The sequence below is a fragment of the Meridianimarinicoccus aquatilis genome, assembly GCF_004358675.1.
Classification (GTDB): Bacteria; Pseudomonadota; Alphaproteobacteria; order Rhodobacterales; family Rhodobacteraceae; genus Meridianimarinicoccus; species Meridianimarinicoccus aquatilis.
In genome coordinates, this window is the sequence record NZ_SMZO01000026.1 from 35497 (window position 1) to 51138 (window position 15642).

A 15642-nucleotide genomic window follows, 5' to 3' on the forward strand; every position below is an offset into this window, starting at 1 on the left:
CGTGAACAGCGCGCGCGCCCTTACCGTGACAGCTTGCCTTGTGGCGCTGGGCCTGGGGGCGTGCGCGCCAACTTACGGGCCGGATGACACCGTGTCGCTCACACCAATCAGCGCCGAATCCCGCGCCGCGCGCGATGCGGCTTTGCGCGGTGATCCGGTCAGCAGTAGCTCTGCCGCTCCGGCTGTTGCAGCGGGGACTGCAAGGACTGTGGCGGTCCAGCCGCTTGACGTCTCTCCGGGCCAGTTGGGCAATGACACCACCTATACCGGCGGACCAGCCGCACAGGTTTCTGCCACGCCCTCTGCGGCATCCTATGCCGTGGTCGAAGCAAAGCCGCTGCCCACGCGCCCCTCGGCGAGCAAATCGGGTACAGGGGTCGTTGCCTTTGCGCTTCAGACCGATCATCCGGTCGGGCAATCGGTGTACCCACGTTCCGCGACACCTTCGGACAGAACAAGCCGGGCCTGCGCGCGGTACGCGTCTGCCGATCTTGCGCAAGCGGCTTTCCTGCAATCCGGGGGGCCTGAAAGCGACGGTCAGGGGCTGGACCCGGACGGTGATGGATACGCCTGCGCGTGGAACCCGGACCGCTTCCGCAGCGCCGTCAGGTGAGCGCAGACCCGATCTGGCACCCATCGCCCAATTTTGGCGATCGCCGGGCGGGGGCGCTGCCTGATCTGATCGTTATTCACTATACTGCAATGGCCAGCGCCAAAGCCGCGCTGGACCGCCTGTGCGACCCGGTTGCCGAAGTTTCGGCGCATTACCTGATCGGGCGCGACGGCACCTGTTGGCAAATGGTGGATGAAGCCGCACGAGCGTGGCACGCAGGCGCGGGGTCATGGGGTGATGTGCTGGACGTAAATTCCCGGTCTATTGGTATAGAGCTTGATAACAATGGCCAGAGCCCGTTTTCGGCCCCCATGATGGACAATCTTGAGGTGCTCTTGCGTCGAATCATGAAACGATGGGCGATTCCGCCGGAGCGCGTCATTGGGCATTCTGATATGGCACCGGGCCGCAAGGCTGACCCAGGTCCACGTTTTGATTGGCGCAGGCTGGCGCGACTTGGCTTGTCGGTCTGGCCTGAGCCAAAGGCAAATTGCGACGTTGCGGGTTTTTCGGCGTCAATGTCTGCGGCGGGGTATCCCGATGCGCCGCTTGATTTGCAACTTTCCGTCCTGCGCGACAGGTTCAGACCGTGGGCGCAGGGCCCGCTTGACGGAACAGATGCGGGCATAGCAGCAGATCTTGCGCAACGCTTCGCGATTGACCGCGCCGGGCCAAGCGCCTAACAGCATCGTCGCGCGGATGGCTGGATGATCGCGGGCGGCAACGTTCGAGGAAAGTCCGGACTCCATGAAGCAATGGTGCCGGGTAACGCCCGGCCGGGGAAACCCGAGGGACAGCGCCACAGAGAACAGACCGCCGCGCATCTGTGCGGTAAGGGTGAAACGGTGGGGTAAGAGCCCACCGCGGGGCTGGTAACAGTTCTGGCACGGCAAGCCCCACCGGGAGCAATGCCAAATAGGGGTTCCGTGCGGCTATTGCCGCGGGCCGCTTCAGCCCAGGAACCCGGGTTGGCAGCTAGAGCGCGTCGGTAACGGCGCGCCCAGAGGAATGGTCATCCAAGGGGGCAACCCCTGGACAGAATCCGGCTTACAGGCCATCCGCGCGCTTTACTTGTTGATCCCTTTTGGTGTGACATCCCGACAGGAGCCTTGGCTGCGGAACCTGCTATCGTTGCTTCGGGACATAAAGGGAAGGAAACCTGATGAGCTTTCTGAGAACACTTGCCACTGTTGCTGTGGGCGTTGCCGCCGCAAAGGGCGCATCCAAGTACAAGCAAATGGGCGGCATGGCCGGTCTTCAAGACATGTTCGCGTCTTCGGGCGGAACGGGCGGCATGGTCGATCAACTCTCGCAGATGGCCGAAAAGATGGGAGTTCCGGGAGCCGGAAATGCCATGCGTGATATGATGGCCAGTTTTGGCGGCGGCACCGGCGCGCAACCCGAAGCGGCGGCGGCCGGTTTTGGCGGTCTTATGTCTGCCATGGGGGGCGCAGCGGCCGCGGGCGGCAAGCAAGCCGATGACATGTTGTCGAGCCTGTTTCAGAACACACCTGTCGCGATGGCCGCTGAGGACAATGCAAAGCTGATGATCCGGGCGATGATTCAGGCGGCCAAAGCTGATGGCGAGATCGACGCAACTGAACAGGCCACCATTCTTGATGCCATCAAGGATTCCAGCCCCGAAGAGGTCGCCTTTGTGAAGGCAGAGCTTGCCGCGCCGGTGGATGCCATGGGCTTGGCGCAAGACACGAGCGAGGCGATGAAGGCACAGGTGTATTCCACATCGCTGATGGCGATCCGCGTGGATAACGCGCATGAAGTTGCGTATCTCAAGCAGCTTTCCGATGGTCTTGGGCTCGACAAGGCGGCGCGCGACCGTGTGCATGCTGCAATGGGCCTGCCACCACTGCCAGCATGAGCGGGTGAGGCGCGGTTGTTTGGCCCAATACGAGCGCGCCGTCTAATCGCGCTTGACACCGCGCCGCCCATCCGTAAAAGGCGGGGTTCAAGGATTAGCGGGTGGCATGGCCGCCCGGTTGAGGAGTATTGAAATGGCGAAGCCGACCACAATCAAGATCCGCCTGAACTCGACCGCGGGCACCGGCCACTTTTACGTGACCAAGAAGAATGCTCGCACCATGACCGAGAAGATGGTGATGAAGAAGTATGATCCCGTTGTGCGCAAGCACGTCGACTACAAAGAAGGCAAGATCAAGTAATCTTGTCGTTCTTAGTCAGGGACGTTTTCAAGGCCGCGCACTAGCGCGGCCTTTTTCTTTGGGGTGACGGGATGAGCACAGAATTGTCAGTCAGGTGTGCAGGCCCAAGAGACATCGCCGAAGTGGATGTGCTGTTGGCGCGCAGCTATCCGGTGCTTCTCAAGCCTGATTACCCACCATCCGTGCTGGTGACGGCGCTGCCGTTGATCAGTCGCGTGCAGCCCACCCTTGTGACATGCGGTACCTATTACGTTGTGGAAGAGGTCCATACGGGCGCCCTTGTCGGGGCAGGGGGCTGGACGCCGGGTTCGCCGGGGAGGGGCAGGACTTCCCCTGCTTTGGGTCATATACGGCATGTGGTTTGTGATCACCGCCAAACGCGATGCGGAATTGGAAGAATGCTGATGCACAGGATTTTTCAAAGTGCATCGGACGCTGGTATCGCTAAGCTTGAGTGCCTCTCAACCCGGACGGCGGTGCCGTTTTATGCTGCTCTTGGATTTGTCAAAGATCGCGCTGTGGACGTGCCTTTGCGGGCTGGCATTGTCTTTCCGGCGATCTCTATGCACCGAACACTGTAGTGCGACCGGGCGGTTCGGAACGAAAAGGCCAGCCCGAAGGCTGGCCTGATCTGTGTCATGCGTAAATTGCTTATTCGCGGTTGCCCAGGAATTGCAGTAGGAACATGAACATGTTGATAAAGTCGAGGTAGAGCCGCAAGGCGCCCATGATAGCCGCTTTGCCCAGCCATTCCTGATCGCCCGACTGCGCCATCTGGATGTACTCGTTCTTGATGCTCTGCGTGTCATAAGCGGTGAGGCCTGCAAAGATCAGAACACCGATGACCGAGATTGCGAACTGCAACGCCGAGGACGCAACGAAGATGTTGATCACCGACGCGACGATCAAGCCGATCAAGCCCATCATCAGGAAGGTGCCCATCGCACTCAGGTCTTTCTTCGTCGTGTAGCCATAAAGACTAAGCGACGCGAAAGCGATCGATGTCACGAGGAACGTGGTCACAATGGACGCGCCCGTGAACACGAGGAAGATGGAGCTGATCGAAAGGCCCATAACAGCCGCGAACGCATAGAATACGGTTTGTGCGGTAGCGGCGGACATGCGGTTGATGCCGGCGCTGAAGCCAAACACAAACAGCAGCGGTGCGAACATGATCAGCCATTTCAGCGGCGACGCGTAAATTGCGGCCCCGGTGCTTGTCAGATAAGTGTTCGCGGAAAGCTGGTAGGCGGTCGGAACGTCCGAGACAGCCAAGCCTGCGATCGCCCACGACACGAGCGCGGTGATGAGCATCCCCACCGACATCGTGCTGTAGACTTTGGTCATGTGGGTGCGAAGACCCTCGTCGATTTGTGCGGACCGCGTGCCTGTCGCGGCCCCGGCACGGATCGTGTTGTAGTCAGCCATGTGATCCCTCCTGTTACATATGGGTCGCGTCCCAATGGGTCGCGGTCTTACATGTGAATATCGGCGAGGAGATATACCTTTTCAAGGCACAGAGCCCTATTACCGGAACGATTTTGAAGCAAAATCGTCGGGTACGCCGTAGTGCATGTATAAATGGCGGCAGGTGCAGGGTTTCCCGGGTGTCACGGGACGATTACGACCTTGCCGGTCGACTTTCGATCTCGCAGCAACGCAAGTCCTTCGGCGGCGTTTTCGAGGGCCAAGGTATGGCTGACATGTGGGTGCAAGTCCCCAGCGGTGTGCATGTTCAAGAGGTCTGACAGGGAGGTCGTCAGCGCCTTGGGGTCAAAGCCCAGATAGCCCCCCCAATAGAGGCCGTGAACAGTGATGTTCTTGACCAGCAAGTAATTGGCCGGGATCTGCGGCACTTGTCCGGCGGCAAAGCCGATGACAAGAATACGCGCGCCCGGTTTGCAGGCTTTCATGGAACTGGTGAAAAGCGGATCGCCCACGGCATCATAAACGACGTCGACGCCGCCCATCGCCTTGAGCCGGTCGCGAAGGTCTGGGGCATCGCTGTCAAGCACGTCATGTGCGCCTGCGGCCTTGGCGACCTCTAGTTTGTCTGCTCCGCGTGCGCAGGCAATCACTCGTGCGCCCAAGCGCGCGCCCAACTCTACAGCGGTCAATCCGACCCCGCCTGCGGCACCCAGAACCAACAGGGTTTCGCCTTTGCGCAGATCGGCGCGATGCGACAGGGCCAGATGAGAGGTGCCATAGGCGATTTGGAACGCGGCGGCTTCCACATCGGTGATACTGTCCGGCAGGGGGACACAGCGCTCTGCCGAAATGCAGGCCATATCTGCGAGCCCACCTGACCCCGGTACGGCGGCGACCCGATCCCCGACTGACAGGCCATCAACGTTCGCCCCCAGTTTCGTGATGGTGCCAGCAATTTCCATCCCCAGCGTGATCGGCAGTGGTGGTTTCTCTTGATAGCGACCCTCGATCATCAGCAGATCGGCATGATTCAACCCACAAGCTTTGATGGCAACTTGCACCTCTCCGGGCTGCGGTTCGGGCGTTTCCTTCGTCACGAGCTTTGGGGTGGTTCCGAATTCTGAAATTTCGAAAGCGCGCATATCGTCTCCTTTAACGCAGCAGCAGATTAACCAACTGATCAACTATAGGGCGCTGCGCACTAACAAGTTGAGTCGTTTTTGATGTAAAACAAATCAGCGAAACTGGGGAGGATCCCTGTTTTCCTGATGAAATCGCTATCCAGTACGGAGAACCCGCCTTTGCGGGAGCGGTTGGTTTGTGTCCATGATTGTCGCCGCTGCCATCGTGCTCGGAATGACGATTGCGAGTAGATTATTAGTAGGAGGTTTTCATGCCCCATCCAGTCGATATTCACGTAGGTAAGGTCATTCGTCAAATACGTCGCGACGCGGGATTGACCCAGCAACACTTGGCTGAACGTGTTGGAATCAAGTTCCAGCAAATCCAAAAGTACGAAACCGGTGCAAACCGGGTCAGCGCATCGCGTCTTTGGGAAATCTCTCGCGTGTTGAACGTTCCAATCAGCCGCTTCTTTGAGGGATACACCCACGAAGAGCGTGAAAACGGGCGCATGGAAAAGTCAAACGCCTGATTTCATGTGTTTGTGTGGGTGACAGAGCACCCACGGAGAGCTATGACGGCGGGGTATAAAAAAGGCCCCGCCAATGCATTCTTCGACAGAATTAGACGACGACGTGCGACAGTCGCTTATCGGTGCGGCCCATGCCGTGGCCGATGCTGCAGCGCAGATAACGCTGGCAAATTTTCGCAGCGCAGCCCTTCAAACAGATAACAAGCAGGCCGGGGGGTTTGACCCGGTGACCCAAGCCGACCGCGCTGCCGAGCAGGCGATGCGCGCGGTCTTGGCTGATCTGCGTCCCGACGATGCCATTCTGGGTGAGGAATTCGGCCCGAAAGAGGGCACGAGCGGGTTCATGTGGGTGCTTGATCCAATTGATGGGACCCGTGGGTATATCTCAGGTACACCGACATGGGGCACTTTGGTTGCTGTGAACGCGGCGCATGGGCCGGTGTTTGGCCTTGTCGACCAACCCTACACCGGCGAACGATTCGCGGGCGGGCTGGGAATTTCCGAACTTATGCGCGGAGAAACCCGGACCCCACTGAAAACTAAAGTTAATACGACGTTAGAAGCCTCCATTCTGTTTACGACGTTTCCGGAAATTGGAACCCCCAATGAACTTGTTTCATTCAAGCGGGTCGCCGAAAAAGTCCGGTTGGTGCGCTATGGAATGGATTGTTATGCCTATGCGCTGTTGGCGGCTGGGCAGATCGATCTTGTTATTGAGGCCGGGTTGAATGCTTACGATGTTGCGGCCCCCATCGCGGTTATTCAAGCAGCCGGGGGCACAGTAACCAACTGGGAGGGCGGCCCTGCCCATGACGGTGGTCGTATTCTGGCGGCCGCCACGCCTGAGCTTCACCGTACAGCTTTGACCCTTTTGAAGGGTGTGTGATGTGGCCGACGCTCTGATCAAGAACGCGGCTGTCGTTGTGACCATGGATGATGCGCGCCGCGAACTGACAGCGACAGACATTCTGTGCCGCGACGGTGTGATTGTTGGGATAGGAACGGGTTTGACGGCCTCACCCGCGTCAGAGGTTATCAATGCGCAGGGCTGCGTGGTAACGCCTGGGTTGATCAACACGCACCACCATCTGTTTCAGACCCTGACGCGCGGGGTGCCGGGCGGGCAAGATGCGTTGCTTTTCGGATGGTTGCAAACCCTGTATCCGATTTGGGCGCGCTTTACAGCAGAGCATATCCACAGCTCTGCCACAATCGGCCTCGCCGAATTGGCGCTGAGTGGATGCACGCTGACGTCCGATCATCTGTATCTTTACCCGAATGGCTCCCGCCTCGATGACAGCATTGCCGCAGCGCAAGATGTTGGTGTGCGATTATTGGCCACGCGCGGGTCCATGAGCATTGGGGAAAGTGCGGGCGGGTTGCCGCCTGACAGTTTGGTTGAAGATGAAGCGGCGATCCTGAAGGATTGTATTCGCGTGATTGACAGGTTCCACGACCCGAAACCGGGGGCGATGATCCAGGTCGGCGTTGCGCCTTGCTCGCCATTTTCTGTCAGCCGCGAATTGATGCGTGATGCGGCGGTACTGGCGCGGGAAAAAGGTGTGCGGCTGCATACTCATCTTGCCGAGAATGACGAGGATATCGCCTATAGCCTTGAGAAATTTGGCTGCCGCCCAGGTCAATATGCGCAAGATCTTGGTTGGACAGGTGACGATGTCTGGCATGCGCATTGCGTCAAACTGGACCCCGCCGAGATTGATCTGTTTGCCCATACCGGCACCGGTGTGGCCCATTGTCCCTGTTCCAATTGCCGTCTTGGGTCGGGCATCGCGCCGGTCCGGGCGATGCGGGATGCGGGCGTGCGTGTTGGGCTGGGCGTGGACGGATCGGCAAGCAATGATGCCGGGAACCTCGTGCTCGAAGCGCGGCAGGCGTTGCTGCTTCAACGCGTTGCCAACGGGGCCGATGCCATCAGCGCCCGCGAAGTGTTGGAAATTGCGACCCGCGGCGGGGCGGCCGTTCTGGGCCGTGATGACTTGGGCCAGGTCGCCGTCGGAAAACGCGCCGATCTGGCTGTTTGGGACATGACCGGGCTGGATGCATCGGGGGCATGGGACCCCGTTGCGGCGCTTGTTTTGTCAGGCCCGCACAAGGTGCGTGATCTGGTGGTTGAAGGGCGCAGAGTTGTCCGCGATGCACACCTGACCACGATTGATCTTTCCGCCGCTTTGTCGCGGCAAGCCGGGTTGTTGCGCGATCTGATGGGGGCCTGACGCCGTGACGACGCCGGACTGCGACGCGCGCCCTGTTCAGGACCGGTGATGCTGATCTTGCGGGTGCTGCACACGGTTTCGTGAAGGCGATCCAGTGGGACCCGGTCGCATGCTGGTGCGTTAGCCATTACCTGTTGTTCAGCACGTATGCCGCTCGGGCATGCTGCGCAGCGACAAAAAACAGAGGAGAATGACACATGCAACGTACCGGTTCCGCTCACTGGGAAGGCGACCTGAAAACGGGCAAGGGCCTCGTCTCCACTCAAAGTGGCATTCTTGACGATGCGCAGTACGGGTTTGGCACACGGTTCGAAGACGGTCCGGGGACCAACCCCGAAGAATTGATCGGGGCGGCCCATGCAGGGTGCTTTTCAATGGCGCTGTCGATGATTTTGGGCCAGCACGATCTGACGGCAACAGCCATCGACACCACGGCCAAGGTCACACTTGAAGAGGTAGATGGTGGCTTTGCTGTTACCAAGATCCACCTTGATGTGGTGGCTGACATTCCCGGTGCCAGCGACGCAGCTTTCAAGGAAGCGACAGAAGCGGCCAAAACAGGGTGCCCGATTTCAAAACTGATGACAGCGGACATTACCATGACGGCGACGCTTAAGTAAGGACGCTTAAGTAAGTCAGTCAGTCGGTTTCAACGGGGTAGCCCCGCGCTTTGATCCGTTGCTAATCTTGCGGCGGCGTGCAGTTTATCGCGCCGCCGCTCTGCGTGTAGGGCGCGGCGCGCCCCGTCATTTTGTAGGCCAAAATCCCCACCCATTCCTTGGCGGCGATGTTCAGGGTCTCCAAGTTTTCGGCCAGCCGCCATCCCCAGTTCTGCAACACCCCCCCATCGCGGTGGTCCACGGGCCACGCCACCAGATTGTTCCACTTTGCGGCACAAAATACGCCCACCGAACGTGGCATGTGATACGCTGACGTAAGTAGCAGGACAGGCCCATCTCCGGTGCGGTCCATGAGCGGCAAAGTCATGACAGCGTTCTGCCATGTGGTGCGGGAACGCCCTTCCAAGATCATCCGTTCCTTATCAATTCCGGCGTCCGAAAAGATGCGCTGCGCAACCTCGGCGCCAGACTTGCTGCCTTCCAAGAACCACCCTGTACCACCTGTGAACACAACGGCGGCTTCGGGAAATCGGCGCGCTAGGGTGATTGCCTCCATGAACCGCTCGCCTGCAGGGCCAGTCGCGGGAAGGTTGTGCATTTGAGTGATGTTGGCCTGCTCTGCGCCACCAAGCACAAGGATGGCAGCGGGGGGGATGGGCAGCGGGGGAGCCGCGGGAAAGCGCGCCTCAAGCGGCCGGATCATCAGACTGCCGAAGGGCCAAATGGCCAATGACATAAGCCCGACCAGCAAGACCGCCAACAGCCCCAAGGCTGACTTGCGCCACCCACGCCAAACGCACAGCAAGGCGGCAAAGACTGCGATGACGACCCATGTCTCTGGCTTTAGAAACGTCCAGATGGTCTTTGAAAGAACCAGAAACAGATCCGCCATCGCACATCCTTTGGGAACTGTGGCTTAGCCTTCGCGCAACGTGTTCACCATCAAGGCCACGTTCTCAGGGTCGGCGTCAGGCGTGATCCCGTGGCCGAGGTTGAAAATATGCGGCCCACCGCTGAAGGCTTTGCGGATGCGCCGCACTTCCGAGACGAGGGCATCACCGCCTGTGACCATGTGGCCGGGCGCCATGTTGCCCTGAACGCAACCATCAGTCTGAACATGCGCGGCCGCCCAATCGGAATCGACAGAATTGTCGATCGCGACACAATCGGCACCAGTGGCCTTGGCGAAGCCAATGTAATGATCGCCGGCTTCGCGCGGGAAGGCGATGATCGGAATGCCGGGATGACGCTCTTTCAGCGCTGCGATGATCTGGCGCGTGGGTTCCAGCGCATAGTCGCGGAAGTCGTCGCCTTTCAGCGATCCGGCCCAGCTGTCGAAAATCTTGACCACTTCAGCACCCGCATCTATCTGCGCGGACAGATATTCGATTGTGGCGTTGGTCAGACGGCCGATCAACGCATTGAAGAGGGGGCGGTTTTCAGCCTTCAGGGCATGGGCTGGTCCCTGATCCGGTGTACCTTTGCCGGCGATCATATACGTCGCTACGGTCCAGGGCGCGCCCGCAAACCCAATCAAGGTGGTGTGCGCGGGCAACTCTCGGCGCAGGATGCGAATTGTCTCGTAGATTGGTGAGAGGTGCTCGTGAATGTCGGAGGCGTGCTTCAGCTTGCCAAAATCGCTGTCGCCGGTGATCGTGGACAGGCGCGGCCCTTCGCCAGTGACGAACCAAAGATCCGCTCCAAGTGCGTCGGGGATCAGCAAAATGTCTGCAAAAAGGATCGCGGCGTCAAAATCATACCGGCGGATTGGCTGCAAAGTCACCTCTGCGGCCAATTCGGAATTATAGCACAGAGACAGGAAATCTCCGGCCTCGGCCCGGGTTGCGCGATATTCGGGCAGATAACGACCGGCTTGGCGCATCATCCAGATCGGCGGCACGTCCAAAGTTTCACCGGCCAATGCCCGCAGCATTGTCTTTTGCTCTGCCATGTTTCTTCTCGTGCTCCTCGCGCTTTTCTCTGTTGTGGTCCCTTACACAGCGCACAATGTCAACGCGGCGGTCGGTTACTTGTTGTCAATCAAAAATGACATCGCTACGCAATTGCCATGAAACTCGATTTGCCAACACCCGCCCAACCTCTCCGGATCGGAACGCGCGGCTCGCCGCTTGCGCTTGCTCAGGCCTTTGAGACCCGAGATCGCCTTTCCGCGGCGTTTGACCTTCCGCCGGAGGCCTTTGAGATCGAAGTGATCAAAACCACGGGGGATCGGGTTCTGGACCGTCCGCTGAAAGAGATCGGGGGGAAGGGCCTTTTCACCCGCGAGATAGAAGACGCCATGCTGGAAGGGCGGATCGACATTGCGGTTCATTCCATGAAGGACATGCCGACGTTGCAGCCGGATGGATTGGTGCTTGATTGTTATTTGCCACGCGAGGACGTGCGCGATGCCTTTGTGTCCCACGATGTTGCAGCATTGATAGACTTGCCACAGGGGGCCGTTGTCGGCTCGTCCAGTTTGCGACGGCGGGCGCAGTTGGCCCATCGCAGACCTGACCTCACGCTGGTTGAGTTTCGGGGCAATGTGCAGACCCGTATGAAGAAATTGGAAGACGGCGTGGCGGTCGCGACATTTCTGGCCATGGCAGGTCTGCGGCGCTTGGGCATGACCGGTGTTGCCCGGTCAGCGATTGACCCGGACGAGATGTTGCCCGCCGTCGCGCAGGGCGCAATTGGCATTGAACGGCGCGCCAACGATACGCGCAGCGGTGCGATGCTTGAAGCCATCCATGACGGACCGACGGGTCAGCGCCTTGCCGCTGAGCGTGCCTATTTGGCACGGCTGGACGGATCGTGCGAAACCCCGATCGCAGGGTTGGCAGACCTGGAGGGCGGCACTTTGCACCTTCGCGGTGAGATCCTGCGCACTGATGGGTCAGATGCGATATCGGACCGGGTCAGTGGACCTGTTGAAGACGGAGCCGAGCTTGGCCGCGCCCTGGCCATGTCGCTTCTTGATCGTGCTCCTGAGAACTTTTTTGACTGGCGGACCAGTTAGAAAATAACGGCAGGCGGGAAAAGGAGCGTCTGCCGTGGCAATGCGCCATCGTAAAAATGTCACGTCTATGGGGTACACACGTGCACCAATGCACGAATTGCTAAGGCAGGCGATATGACGGATGATCCGACTGACAAAGACCACGCGCGCGACTGGCTGGAAGCGGAGTTGGCCGACACGCTGGACGAAGACTATGAGCTGGAGTTGTCGGAACCCGCGTTGTCGCTTGAGATCAGAAAGATCTATCGCAAGGCACATCCGCCCAGCCTTGAACGGCGTGATTATTTCCGCAAGCTTCTGGAATTGCAGTCAGAGCTGATCAAGTTGCAGGACTGGCTTCAGTATACCGGAGAGAAGGTTGTCGTGATCTTTGAAGGCCGTGACAGTGCCGGGAAGGGCGGTGTCATCAAACGGATCACTCAGCGTCTTAACCCACGTGTGGCGCGAGTTGTGGCTTTGCCAGCGCCGAGCGAACGTGAAAAGTCGCAATGGTATTTTCAGCGCTACGTGCCGCATTTGCCTGCTGCCGGCGAAATGGTGCTGTTCGACCGGTCGTGGTATAATCGGTCCGGCGTCGAACGGGTTATGGGGTTTTCAACGGAAGACGAGGTTCAGCAGTTCTTTCATGACGTTCCGGAATTTGAACGGATGTTGGTGCGGTCGGGAATCCGCGTGATCAAATACTGGTTCTCAATCACAGATGAAGAACAGCAATTGCGTTTCTTGATGCGAATCCACGACCCATTGAAACAGTGGAAACTGTCGCCAATGGATCTGCAAAGCCGGGTGCGCTGGGAGCAGTACACAAAGGCCAAGGAAGAGACCTTTGCCCGGACGAACATTCCCGAGGCGCCATGGTACATCGTTGAGGGCAACGACAAAAAACGGGCGAGACTTAACTGTATCGACCATCTGTTGGCGCAGATCCCCTATGAGGCGGTCCCGCATGAAGAGGTGCATCTGCCCGAGCGTGTATACAACAAGCAATACGAACGCTCGGTCTTGCCGCCTGAACTTTATGTGCCCCGGAAATACTAGGGTTTACGTATCTTTACTGCCAAATTGCCACGCCTGCGGCGTGATGACATGTCCCCACTCCTGCATGCGCAGGAGTGGGTCCCGCCGCCTGGGACCGCCGTTATACGGTAAGGAGGCCGCGCACTTCGTCATCAACCATTTCGGCACGTGTGCCGGATTTCACAATCTGGCCACGGTCCATGACATGGAAAGTGTCACATAAGTCGCGGGCGAAATCGTAATATTGTTCGACCAACAGAATCGCCATGTCGCCTTTGTCGCGCAGGTATGTGATGGCCCGGCCGATGTCTTGAATAATGGACGGTTGGATACCCTCGGTCGGTTCGTCGAGAACCAAAAGGCGCGGGCGCATCACCATGGCGCGGCCGATTGCCAATTGTTGCTGTTGACCGCCGGACAAGTCCCCGCCGCGCCGCCCAAGCATGTCACGCAGCACAGGAAAAAGATCAAACACCTCGTCTGGGACGTTCCGTTCCCCCCTCGGTAGAATGGCAAACCCTGTTTCCAGGTTTTCTTTGACCGTCAGAAGGGGGAAAATCTCGCGTCCTTGTGGAACAGAAGCGATACCAGCGCGCGCGCGCGCGTCGGAGCGGGCGCGGGCCATGTTATGGCCTTCCCAAGTGATTGTTCCGCCAGAGACAGGATTTCGGCCAACGACAGCGCGCAGCAGCGTTGTCTTTCCCACGCCGTTGCGCCCCAGTACGGTCGTGACTTTGCCCGTCTGTGCCGTTAGCGAGACACCGCGCAGCGCTTGAGCAGCCCCGTAATGCACATCGACATTATCAATATTGAGCATGTTCGGTTCCATCTTTTATCCGGGTTACATCCGTCCCGATCTTGGCGTGCGCGGGCGCAAAGCTGAATTTCCACCTTCTGCGTTTAGCGTCCAAGGTAAACCTCGATCACCTGTTCATTGGCCGAGACGTGATCAAGCGAGCCTTCTGCCAGGACGTGCCCTTGATGAAGCACGGTGACCCGGCAATCCAATGCGCGCACAAAGTCCATGTCGTGTTCGACCACAACGACTGTGTGCTTGCCTGCAATCGACCGGAGCAGGTCTGCGGTGCGCATGGTTTCTGCATCGGTCATGCCGGCAGCGGGTTCATCGACCAGCAGCAACTCAGGGTCTTGAGCCAGCAACATCCCAATTTCGAGCCATTGCTTCTGGCCGTGGCTGAGATCGCCTGCCATGTCGCGACGATGCGCCGTCAACTTTACCAGATCCAAGAGTTCGGTGATCTTTGTGACTTCTTCTTCAGTCCGCCGGTGAAACAGCGTTGCCCAAACCGAACGATCATCTTTGAGCGCGAGCCCAATGTTGTCTTCAACGGTTTGCGTTTCGAACACGGTTGGTTTTTGAAATTTCCGCCCGATGCCAAGCCGAGCCGAGCCCGCCTCGTCAATGCGGGTAAGGTCGACCGATTGGTTCCACAAAACTTCGCCAGTATCGGGGCGGGTTTTGCCTGTGATGATGTCCATCATCGTTGTCTTACCGGCGCCGTTCGGGCCGATCACGGCGCGAAGTTCACCCTTTTCGATGGTCAGGGACAGATTGTTGATAGCCTTGAAGCCATCAAAGCTGCGGTTCACACCGTCAAGGGCAAGTTGGATGCTCATGGATCAGGCCTTTTTTGCGGCAGTGAGATCGCGCGGCGCGGCGCGGCGTCGGAAGAGGCTTTCGATGACACCAAGGACGCCTTGCGGCATGAATATCGTCACCACAATGAACAAAGCGCCGAGAACGAAGATCCATATTTCCGGAAACCAACCGGTGAGAAGCGTCTGTGCTGCACCTACAAGGATCGCGCCAATGGCGGCGCCGACGAGTGTGCCGCGCCCGCCAAGTGCAACCCAGATCACGATGCCGATGGAGTTGGCCGGGCTGAATTCCCCCGGATTGATGATGCCAACCTGCGGCGTATAAAGGGCTCCGGCCACACCGGCCATCATGGCTGAAACTGTGAAAACGAACAGTTTGTAATGCTCAACCCGGTAGCCGATGAACCGTGTGCGGCTTTCGGCATCTCGAACGGCGATCAGAACTTTGCCGAGTTTGGAATTGGTGATGGCCTTTGCAACGAGCAACCCGATCGCTAGAGCGATCGCCGAAAGAACGAAAAGTCCGGCGCGCGTCTGGTCCGATTGAAGGTCAAAGCCCAGAACGTCCTTAAAGTCGGTCAAGCCGTTATTACCGCCAAACCCCATTTCGTTGCGAAAGAAGGCGAGCATGAGTGCATAGGTCATCGCCTGCGTGATGATCGACAAGTACACTCCGGTCACCCGACTGCGGAACGCGAACCATCCGAAGATGAAGGCAAGAATGCCGGGTGCCAACATCACCATGACGCACGCAAACCAGAACATATCAAAGCCTTGCCAATACCAAGGAAGGGCGTCGTAATTCAGGAATACCATGAAGTCGGGTAGGTTGGGATTGGCGTAGACTCCCCGGTCGCCGATCTCGCGCATCAAATGCATGCCCATCGCGTAGCCGCCAAGCGCGAAGAACGCTCCATGGCCGAGCGAAAGAATGCCACAATATCCCCAGACCAGATCCAGCGCGACCGCGAGGAGTGCGTAGCACAGGTATTTACCCAACAGGGAGACGACATAAGAAGGCACGAGCCGTTCCTCAAGGCCCACATTTCCGACGGGCACCGCAACGGTCAGGATGAACAAGCCGATAAGGAAGAACCCCATGCGGCGATCTATAAGAGTCATGATTGGGCCTTCGAAATACGGTGAGAAGGAAGAGGCAACGCCAGATTGAAAAGAGTGAAAACGCAAGCATGTGGGCAAGGGGCGCTCCCGCCCGTCATTATCGGCCCGCTGTGCGGTCCAATGCTTCCCGTTGGG

At 58.6% G+C, this 15642-nt stretch carries 17 protein-coding genes, 1 other RNA gene and 1 pseudogene; 12 read left to right on the forward strand and 7 right to left on the reverse strand.

The features are described from left to right. Position 1 precedes the first annotated feature (1 nt). From E2L05_RS12240 to E2L05_RS12265, 6 genes are all read left to right on the forward strand, one after another. Positions 2-613 (forward strand): hypothetical protein, encoded by a 612-nt coding sequence (locus tag E2L05_RS12240; protein WP_133343195.1) that lies wholly within the window; start codon positions 2-4, stop codon positions 611-613. Between the two features lie 65 nt (positions 614-678). Continuing rightward, positions 679-1296 (forward strand): N-acetylmuramoyl-L-alanine amidase, encoded by a 618-nt coding sequence (locus tag E2L05_RS12245; RefSeq protein ID WP_133343213.1) that lies wholly within the window; start codon positions 679-681, stop codon positions 1294-1296. Positions 1297-1308: 12 nt separating this feature from the next. Continuing rightward, an RNA gene (gene rnpB / locus E2L05_RS12250) (RNase P RNA component class A) lies at positions 1309-1679 on the forward strand. Positions 1680-1775: 96 nt separating this feature from the next. Further along, complete coding sequence (locus tag E2L05_RS12255) at positions 1776-2492, forward strand: DUF533 domain-containing protein (RefSeq protein ID WP_133343196.1); 717 nt, start codon at positions 1776-1778, stop codon at positions 2490-2492. 133 nt (positions 2493-2625) lie between these two features. Then, the gene (rpmG, locus tag E2L05_RS12260; protein ID WP_133343197.1) at positions 2626-2793 is read left to right on the forward strand and encodes a 50S ribosomal protein L33; all 168 of its coding nucleotides are present in this window, start codon (positions 2626-2628) and stop codon (positions 2791-2793) included. A 71-nt stretch (positions 2794-2864) separates the two neighbouring features. After that, positions 2865-3374: a GNAT family N-acetyltransferase gene (locus E2L05_RS12265; RefSeq protein ID WP_133343198.1), complete on the forward strand. Its 510-nt coding sequence runs from the start codon at positions 2865-2867 to the stop codon at positions 3372-3374. A 70-nt stretch (positions 3375-3444) separates the two neighbouring features. Here E2L05_RS12265 and E2L05_RS12270 read toward each other — a convergent pair whose 3' ends face one another. Next, positions 3445-4221 (reverse strand): Bax inhibitor-1/YccA family protein, encoded by a 777-nt coding sequence (locus E2L05_RS12270; protein ID WP_133343199.1) that lies wholly within the window; start codon positions 4219-4221, stop codon positions 3445-3447. A gap of 182 nt (positions 4222-4403) precedes the next feature. Beyond that, the gene (locus E2L05_RS12275) at positions 4404-5363 is read right to left on the reverse strand and encodes an NADPH:quinone oxidoreductase family protein (RefSeq protein WP_133343200.1); all 960 of its coding nucleotides are present in this window, start codon (positions 5361-5363) and stop codon (positions 4404-4406) included. A 251-nt stretch (positions 5364-5614) separates the two neighbouring features. On the opposite strand from E2L05_RS12275, the pseudogene E2L05_RS12280 reads away from it, so the two are divergent. The 4 genes and pseudogenes from E2L05_RS12280 to E2L05_RS12295 all read left to right on the forward strand — a co-directional run. After that, positions 5615-5839: pseudogene (locus tag E2L05_RS12280) on the forward strand (helix-turn-helix domain-containing protein); the annotation flags it as partial. A gap of 109 nt (positions 5840-5948) precedes the next feature. After that, on the forward strand, positions 5949-6761 hold the full coding sequence (locus tag E2L05_RS12285) for an inositol monophosphatase family protein (RefSeq protein WP_133343202.1): 813 nt from the start codon (positions 5949-5951) through the stop codon (positions 6759-6761). Position 6762: 1 nt separating this feature from the next. Then, entirely contained in the window at positions 6763-8109 is a 1347-nt protein-coding gene (locus E2L05_RS12290; RefSeq protein WP_133343203.1) for an 8-oxoguanine deaminase, read from the forward strand. Positions 8110-8306: 197 nt separating this feature from the next. Next, positions 8307-8729: an OsmC family protein gene (locus E2L05_RS12295; protein ID WP_133343204.1), complete on the forward strand. Its 423-nt coding sequence runs from the start codon at positions 8307-8309 to the stop codon at positions 8727-8729. A gap of 61 nt (positions 8730-8790) precedes the next feature. On the opposite strand, the gene E2L05_RS12300 is transcribed toward E2L05_RS12295, so the two are convergent. Further along, positions 8791-9621 carry a YdcF family protein gene (locus E2L05_RS12300; protein WP_133343205.1) on the reverse strand — a complete coding sequence of 277 codons (831 nt, stop codon included), beginning with the start codon at positions 9619-9621 and terminating at the stop codon, positions 8791-8793. A gap of 24 nt (positions 9622-9645) precedes the next feature. Continuing rightward, positions 9646-10680: a uroporphyrinogen decarboxylase gene (gene hemE / locus E2L05_RS12305; RefSeq protein ID WP_133343206.1), complete on the reverse strand. Its 1035-nt coding sequence runs from the start codon at positions 10678-10680 to the stop codon at positions 9646-9648. 117 nt (positions 10681-10797) lie between these two features. Between hemE and hemC the strand changes: the two genes are divergently transcribed. Both hemC and ppk2 read left to right on the forward strand, forming a co-directional pair. Further along, the gene (gene hemC / locus E2L05_RS12310) at positions 10798-11748 is read left to right on the forward strand and encodes a hydroxymethylbilane synthase (RefSeq protein WP_133343207.1); all 951 of its coding nucleotides are present in this window, start codon (positions 10798-10800) and stop codon (positions 11746-11748) included. Between the two features lie 114 nt (positions 11749-11862). Continuing rightward, positions 11863-12786, forward strand: coding sequence for a polyphosphate kinase 2 (ppk2, locus tag E2L05_RS12315; RefSeq protein WP_133343208.1), 924 nt, complete (start codon positions 11863-11865; stop codon positions 12784-12786). 100 nt (positions 12787-12886) lie between these two features. Here ppk2 and urtE read toward each other — a convergent pair whose 3' ends face one another. The 3 genes from urtE to urtC form a co-directional block, all read right to left on the reverse strand. Beyond that, a complete protein-coding gene (gene urtE / locus E2L05_RS12320) occupies positions 12887-13582 on the reverse strand; it encodes an urea ABC transporter ATP-binding subunit UrtE (protein ID WP_133343209.1) in 696 nt (231 codons plus the stop codon). A gap of 83 nt (positions 13583-13665) precedes the next feature. Continuing rightward, on the reverse strand, positions 13666-14403 hold the full coding sequence (gene urtD / locus E2L05_RS12325; protein ID WP_133343210.1) for an urea ABC transporter ATP-binding protein UrtD: 738 nt from the start codon (positions 14401-14403) through the stop codon (positions 13666-13668). Between the two features lie 3 nt (positions 14404-14406). After that, complete coding sequence (gene urtC, locus E2L05_RS12330) at positions 14407-15507, reverse strand: urea ABC transporter permease subunit UrtC (protein WP_133343211.1); 1101 nt, start codon at positions 15505-15507, stop codon at positions 14407-14409. Positions 15508-15642 lie beyond the last annotated feature (135 nt).

Bases quoted from the DNA above. Each gene is read 5' to 3' on its own strand.
- urtE (WP_133343209.1), bottom strand. From the start codon at position 13,582: ATGCTCAATATTGATAATGTCGATGTGCATTACGGGGCTGCTCAAGCG.
- E2L05_RS12300 (WP_133343205.1), bottom strand. From the start codon at position 9,621: ATGGCGGATCTGTTTCTGGTTCTTTCAAAGACCATCTGGACGTTTCTA.
- urtC (WP_133343211.1), bottom strand. From the start codon at position 15,507: ATGACTCTTATAGATCGCCGCATGGGGTTCTTCCTTATCGGCTTGTTC.
- E2L05_RS12295 (WP_133343204.1), top strand. From the start codon at position 8,307: ATGCAACGTACCGGTTCCGCTCACTGGGAAGGCGACCTGAAAACGGGC.
- E2L05_RS12275 (WP_133343200.1), bottom strand. From the start codon at position 5,363: ATGCGCGCTTTCGAAATTTCAGAATTCGGAACCACCCCAAAGCTCGTG.
- E2L05_RS12285 (WP_133343202.1), top strand. From the start codon at position 5,949: ATGCATTCTTCGACAGAATTAGACGACGACGTGCGACAGTCGCTTATC.
- hemE (WP_133343206.1), bottom strand. From the start codon at position 10,680: ATGGCAGAGCAAAAGACAATGCTGCGGGCATTGGCCGGTGAAACTTTG.
- E2L05_RS12265 (WP_133343198.1), top strand. From the start codon at position 2,865: ATGAGCACAGAATTGTCAGTCAGGTGTGCAGGCCCAAGAGACATCGCC.
- E2L05_RS12255 (WP_133343196.1), top strand. From the start codon at position 1,776: ATGAGCTTTCTGAGAACACTTGCCACTGTTGCTGTGGGCGTTGCCGCC.
- ppk2 (WP_133343208.1), top strand. From the start codon at position 11,863: ATGACGGATGATCCGACTGACAAAGACCACGCGCGCGACTGGCTGGAA.
- urtD (WP_133343210.1), bottom strand. From the start codon at position 14,403: ATGAGCATCCAACTTGCCCTTGACGGTGTGAACCGCAGCTTTGATGGC.
- rpmG (WP_133343197.1), top strand. From the start codon at position 2,626: ATGGCGAAGCCGACCACAATCAAGATCCGCCTGAACTCGACCGCGGGC.
- hemC (WP_133343207.1), top strand. From the start codon at position 10,798: ATGAAACTCGATTTGCCAACACCCGCCCAACCTCTCCGGATCGGAACG.
- E2L05_RS12270 (WP_133343199.1), bottom strand. From the start codon at position 4,221: ATGGCTGACTACAACACGATCCGTGCCGGGGCCGCGACAGGCACGCGG.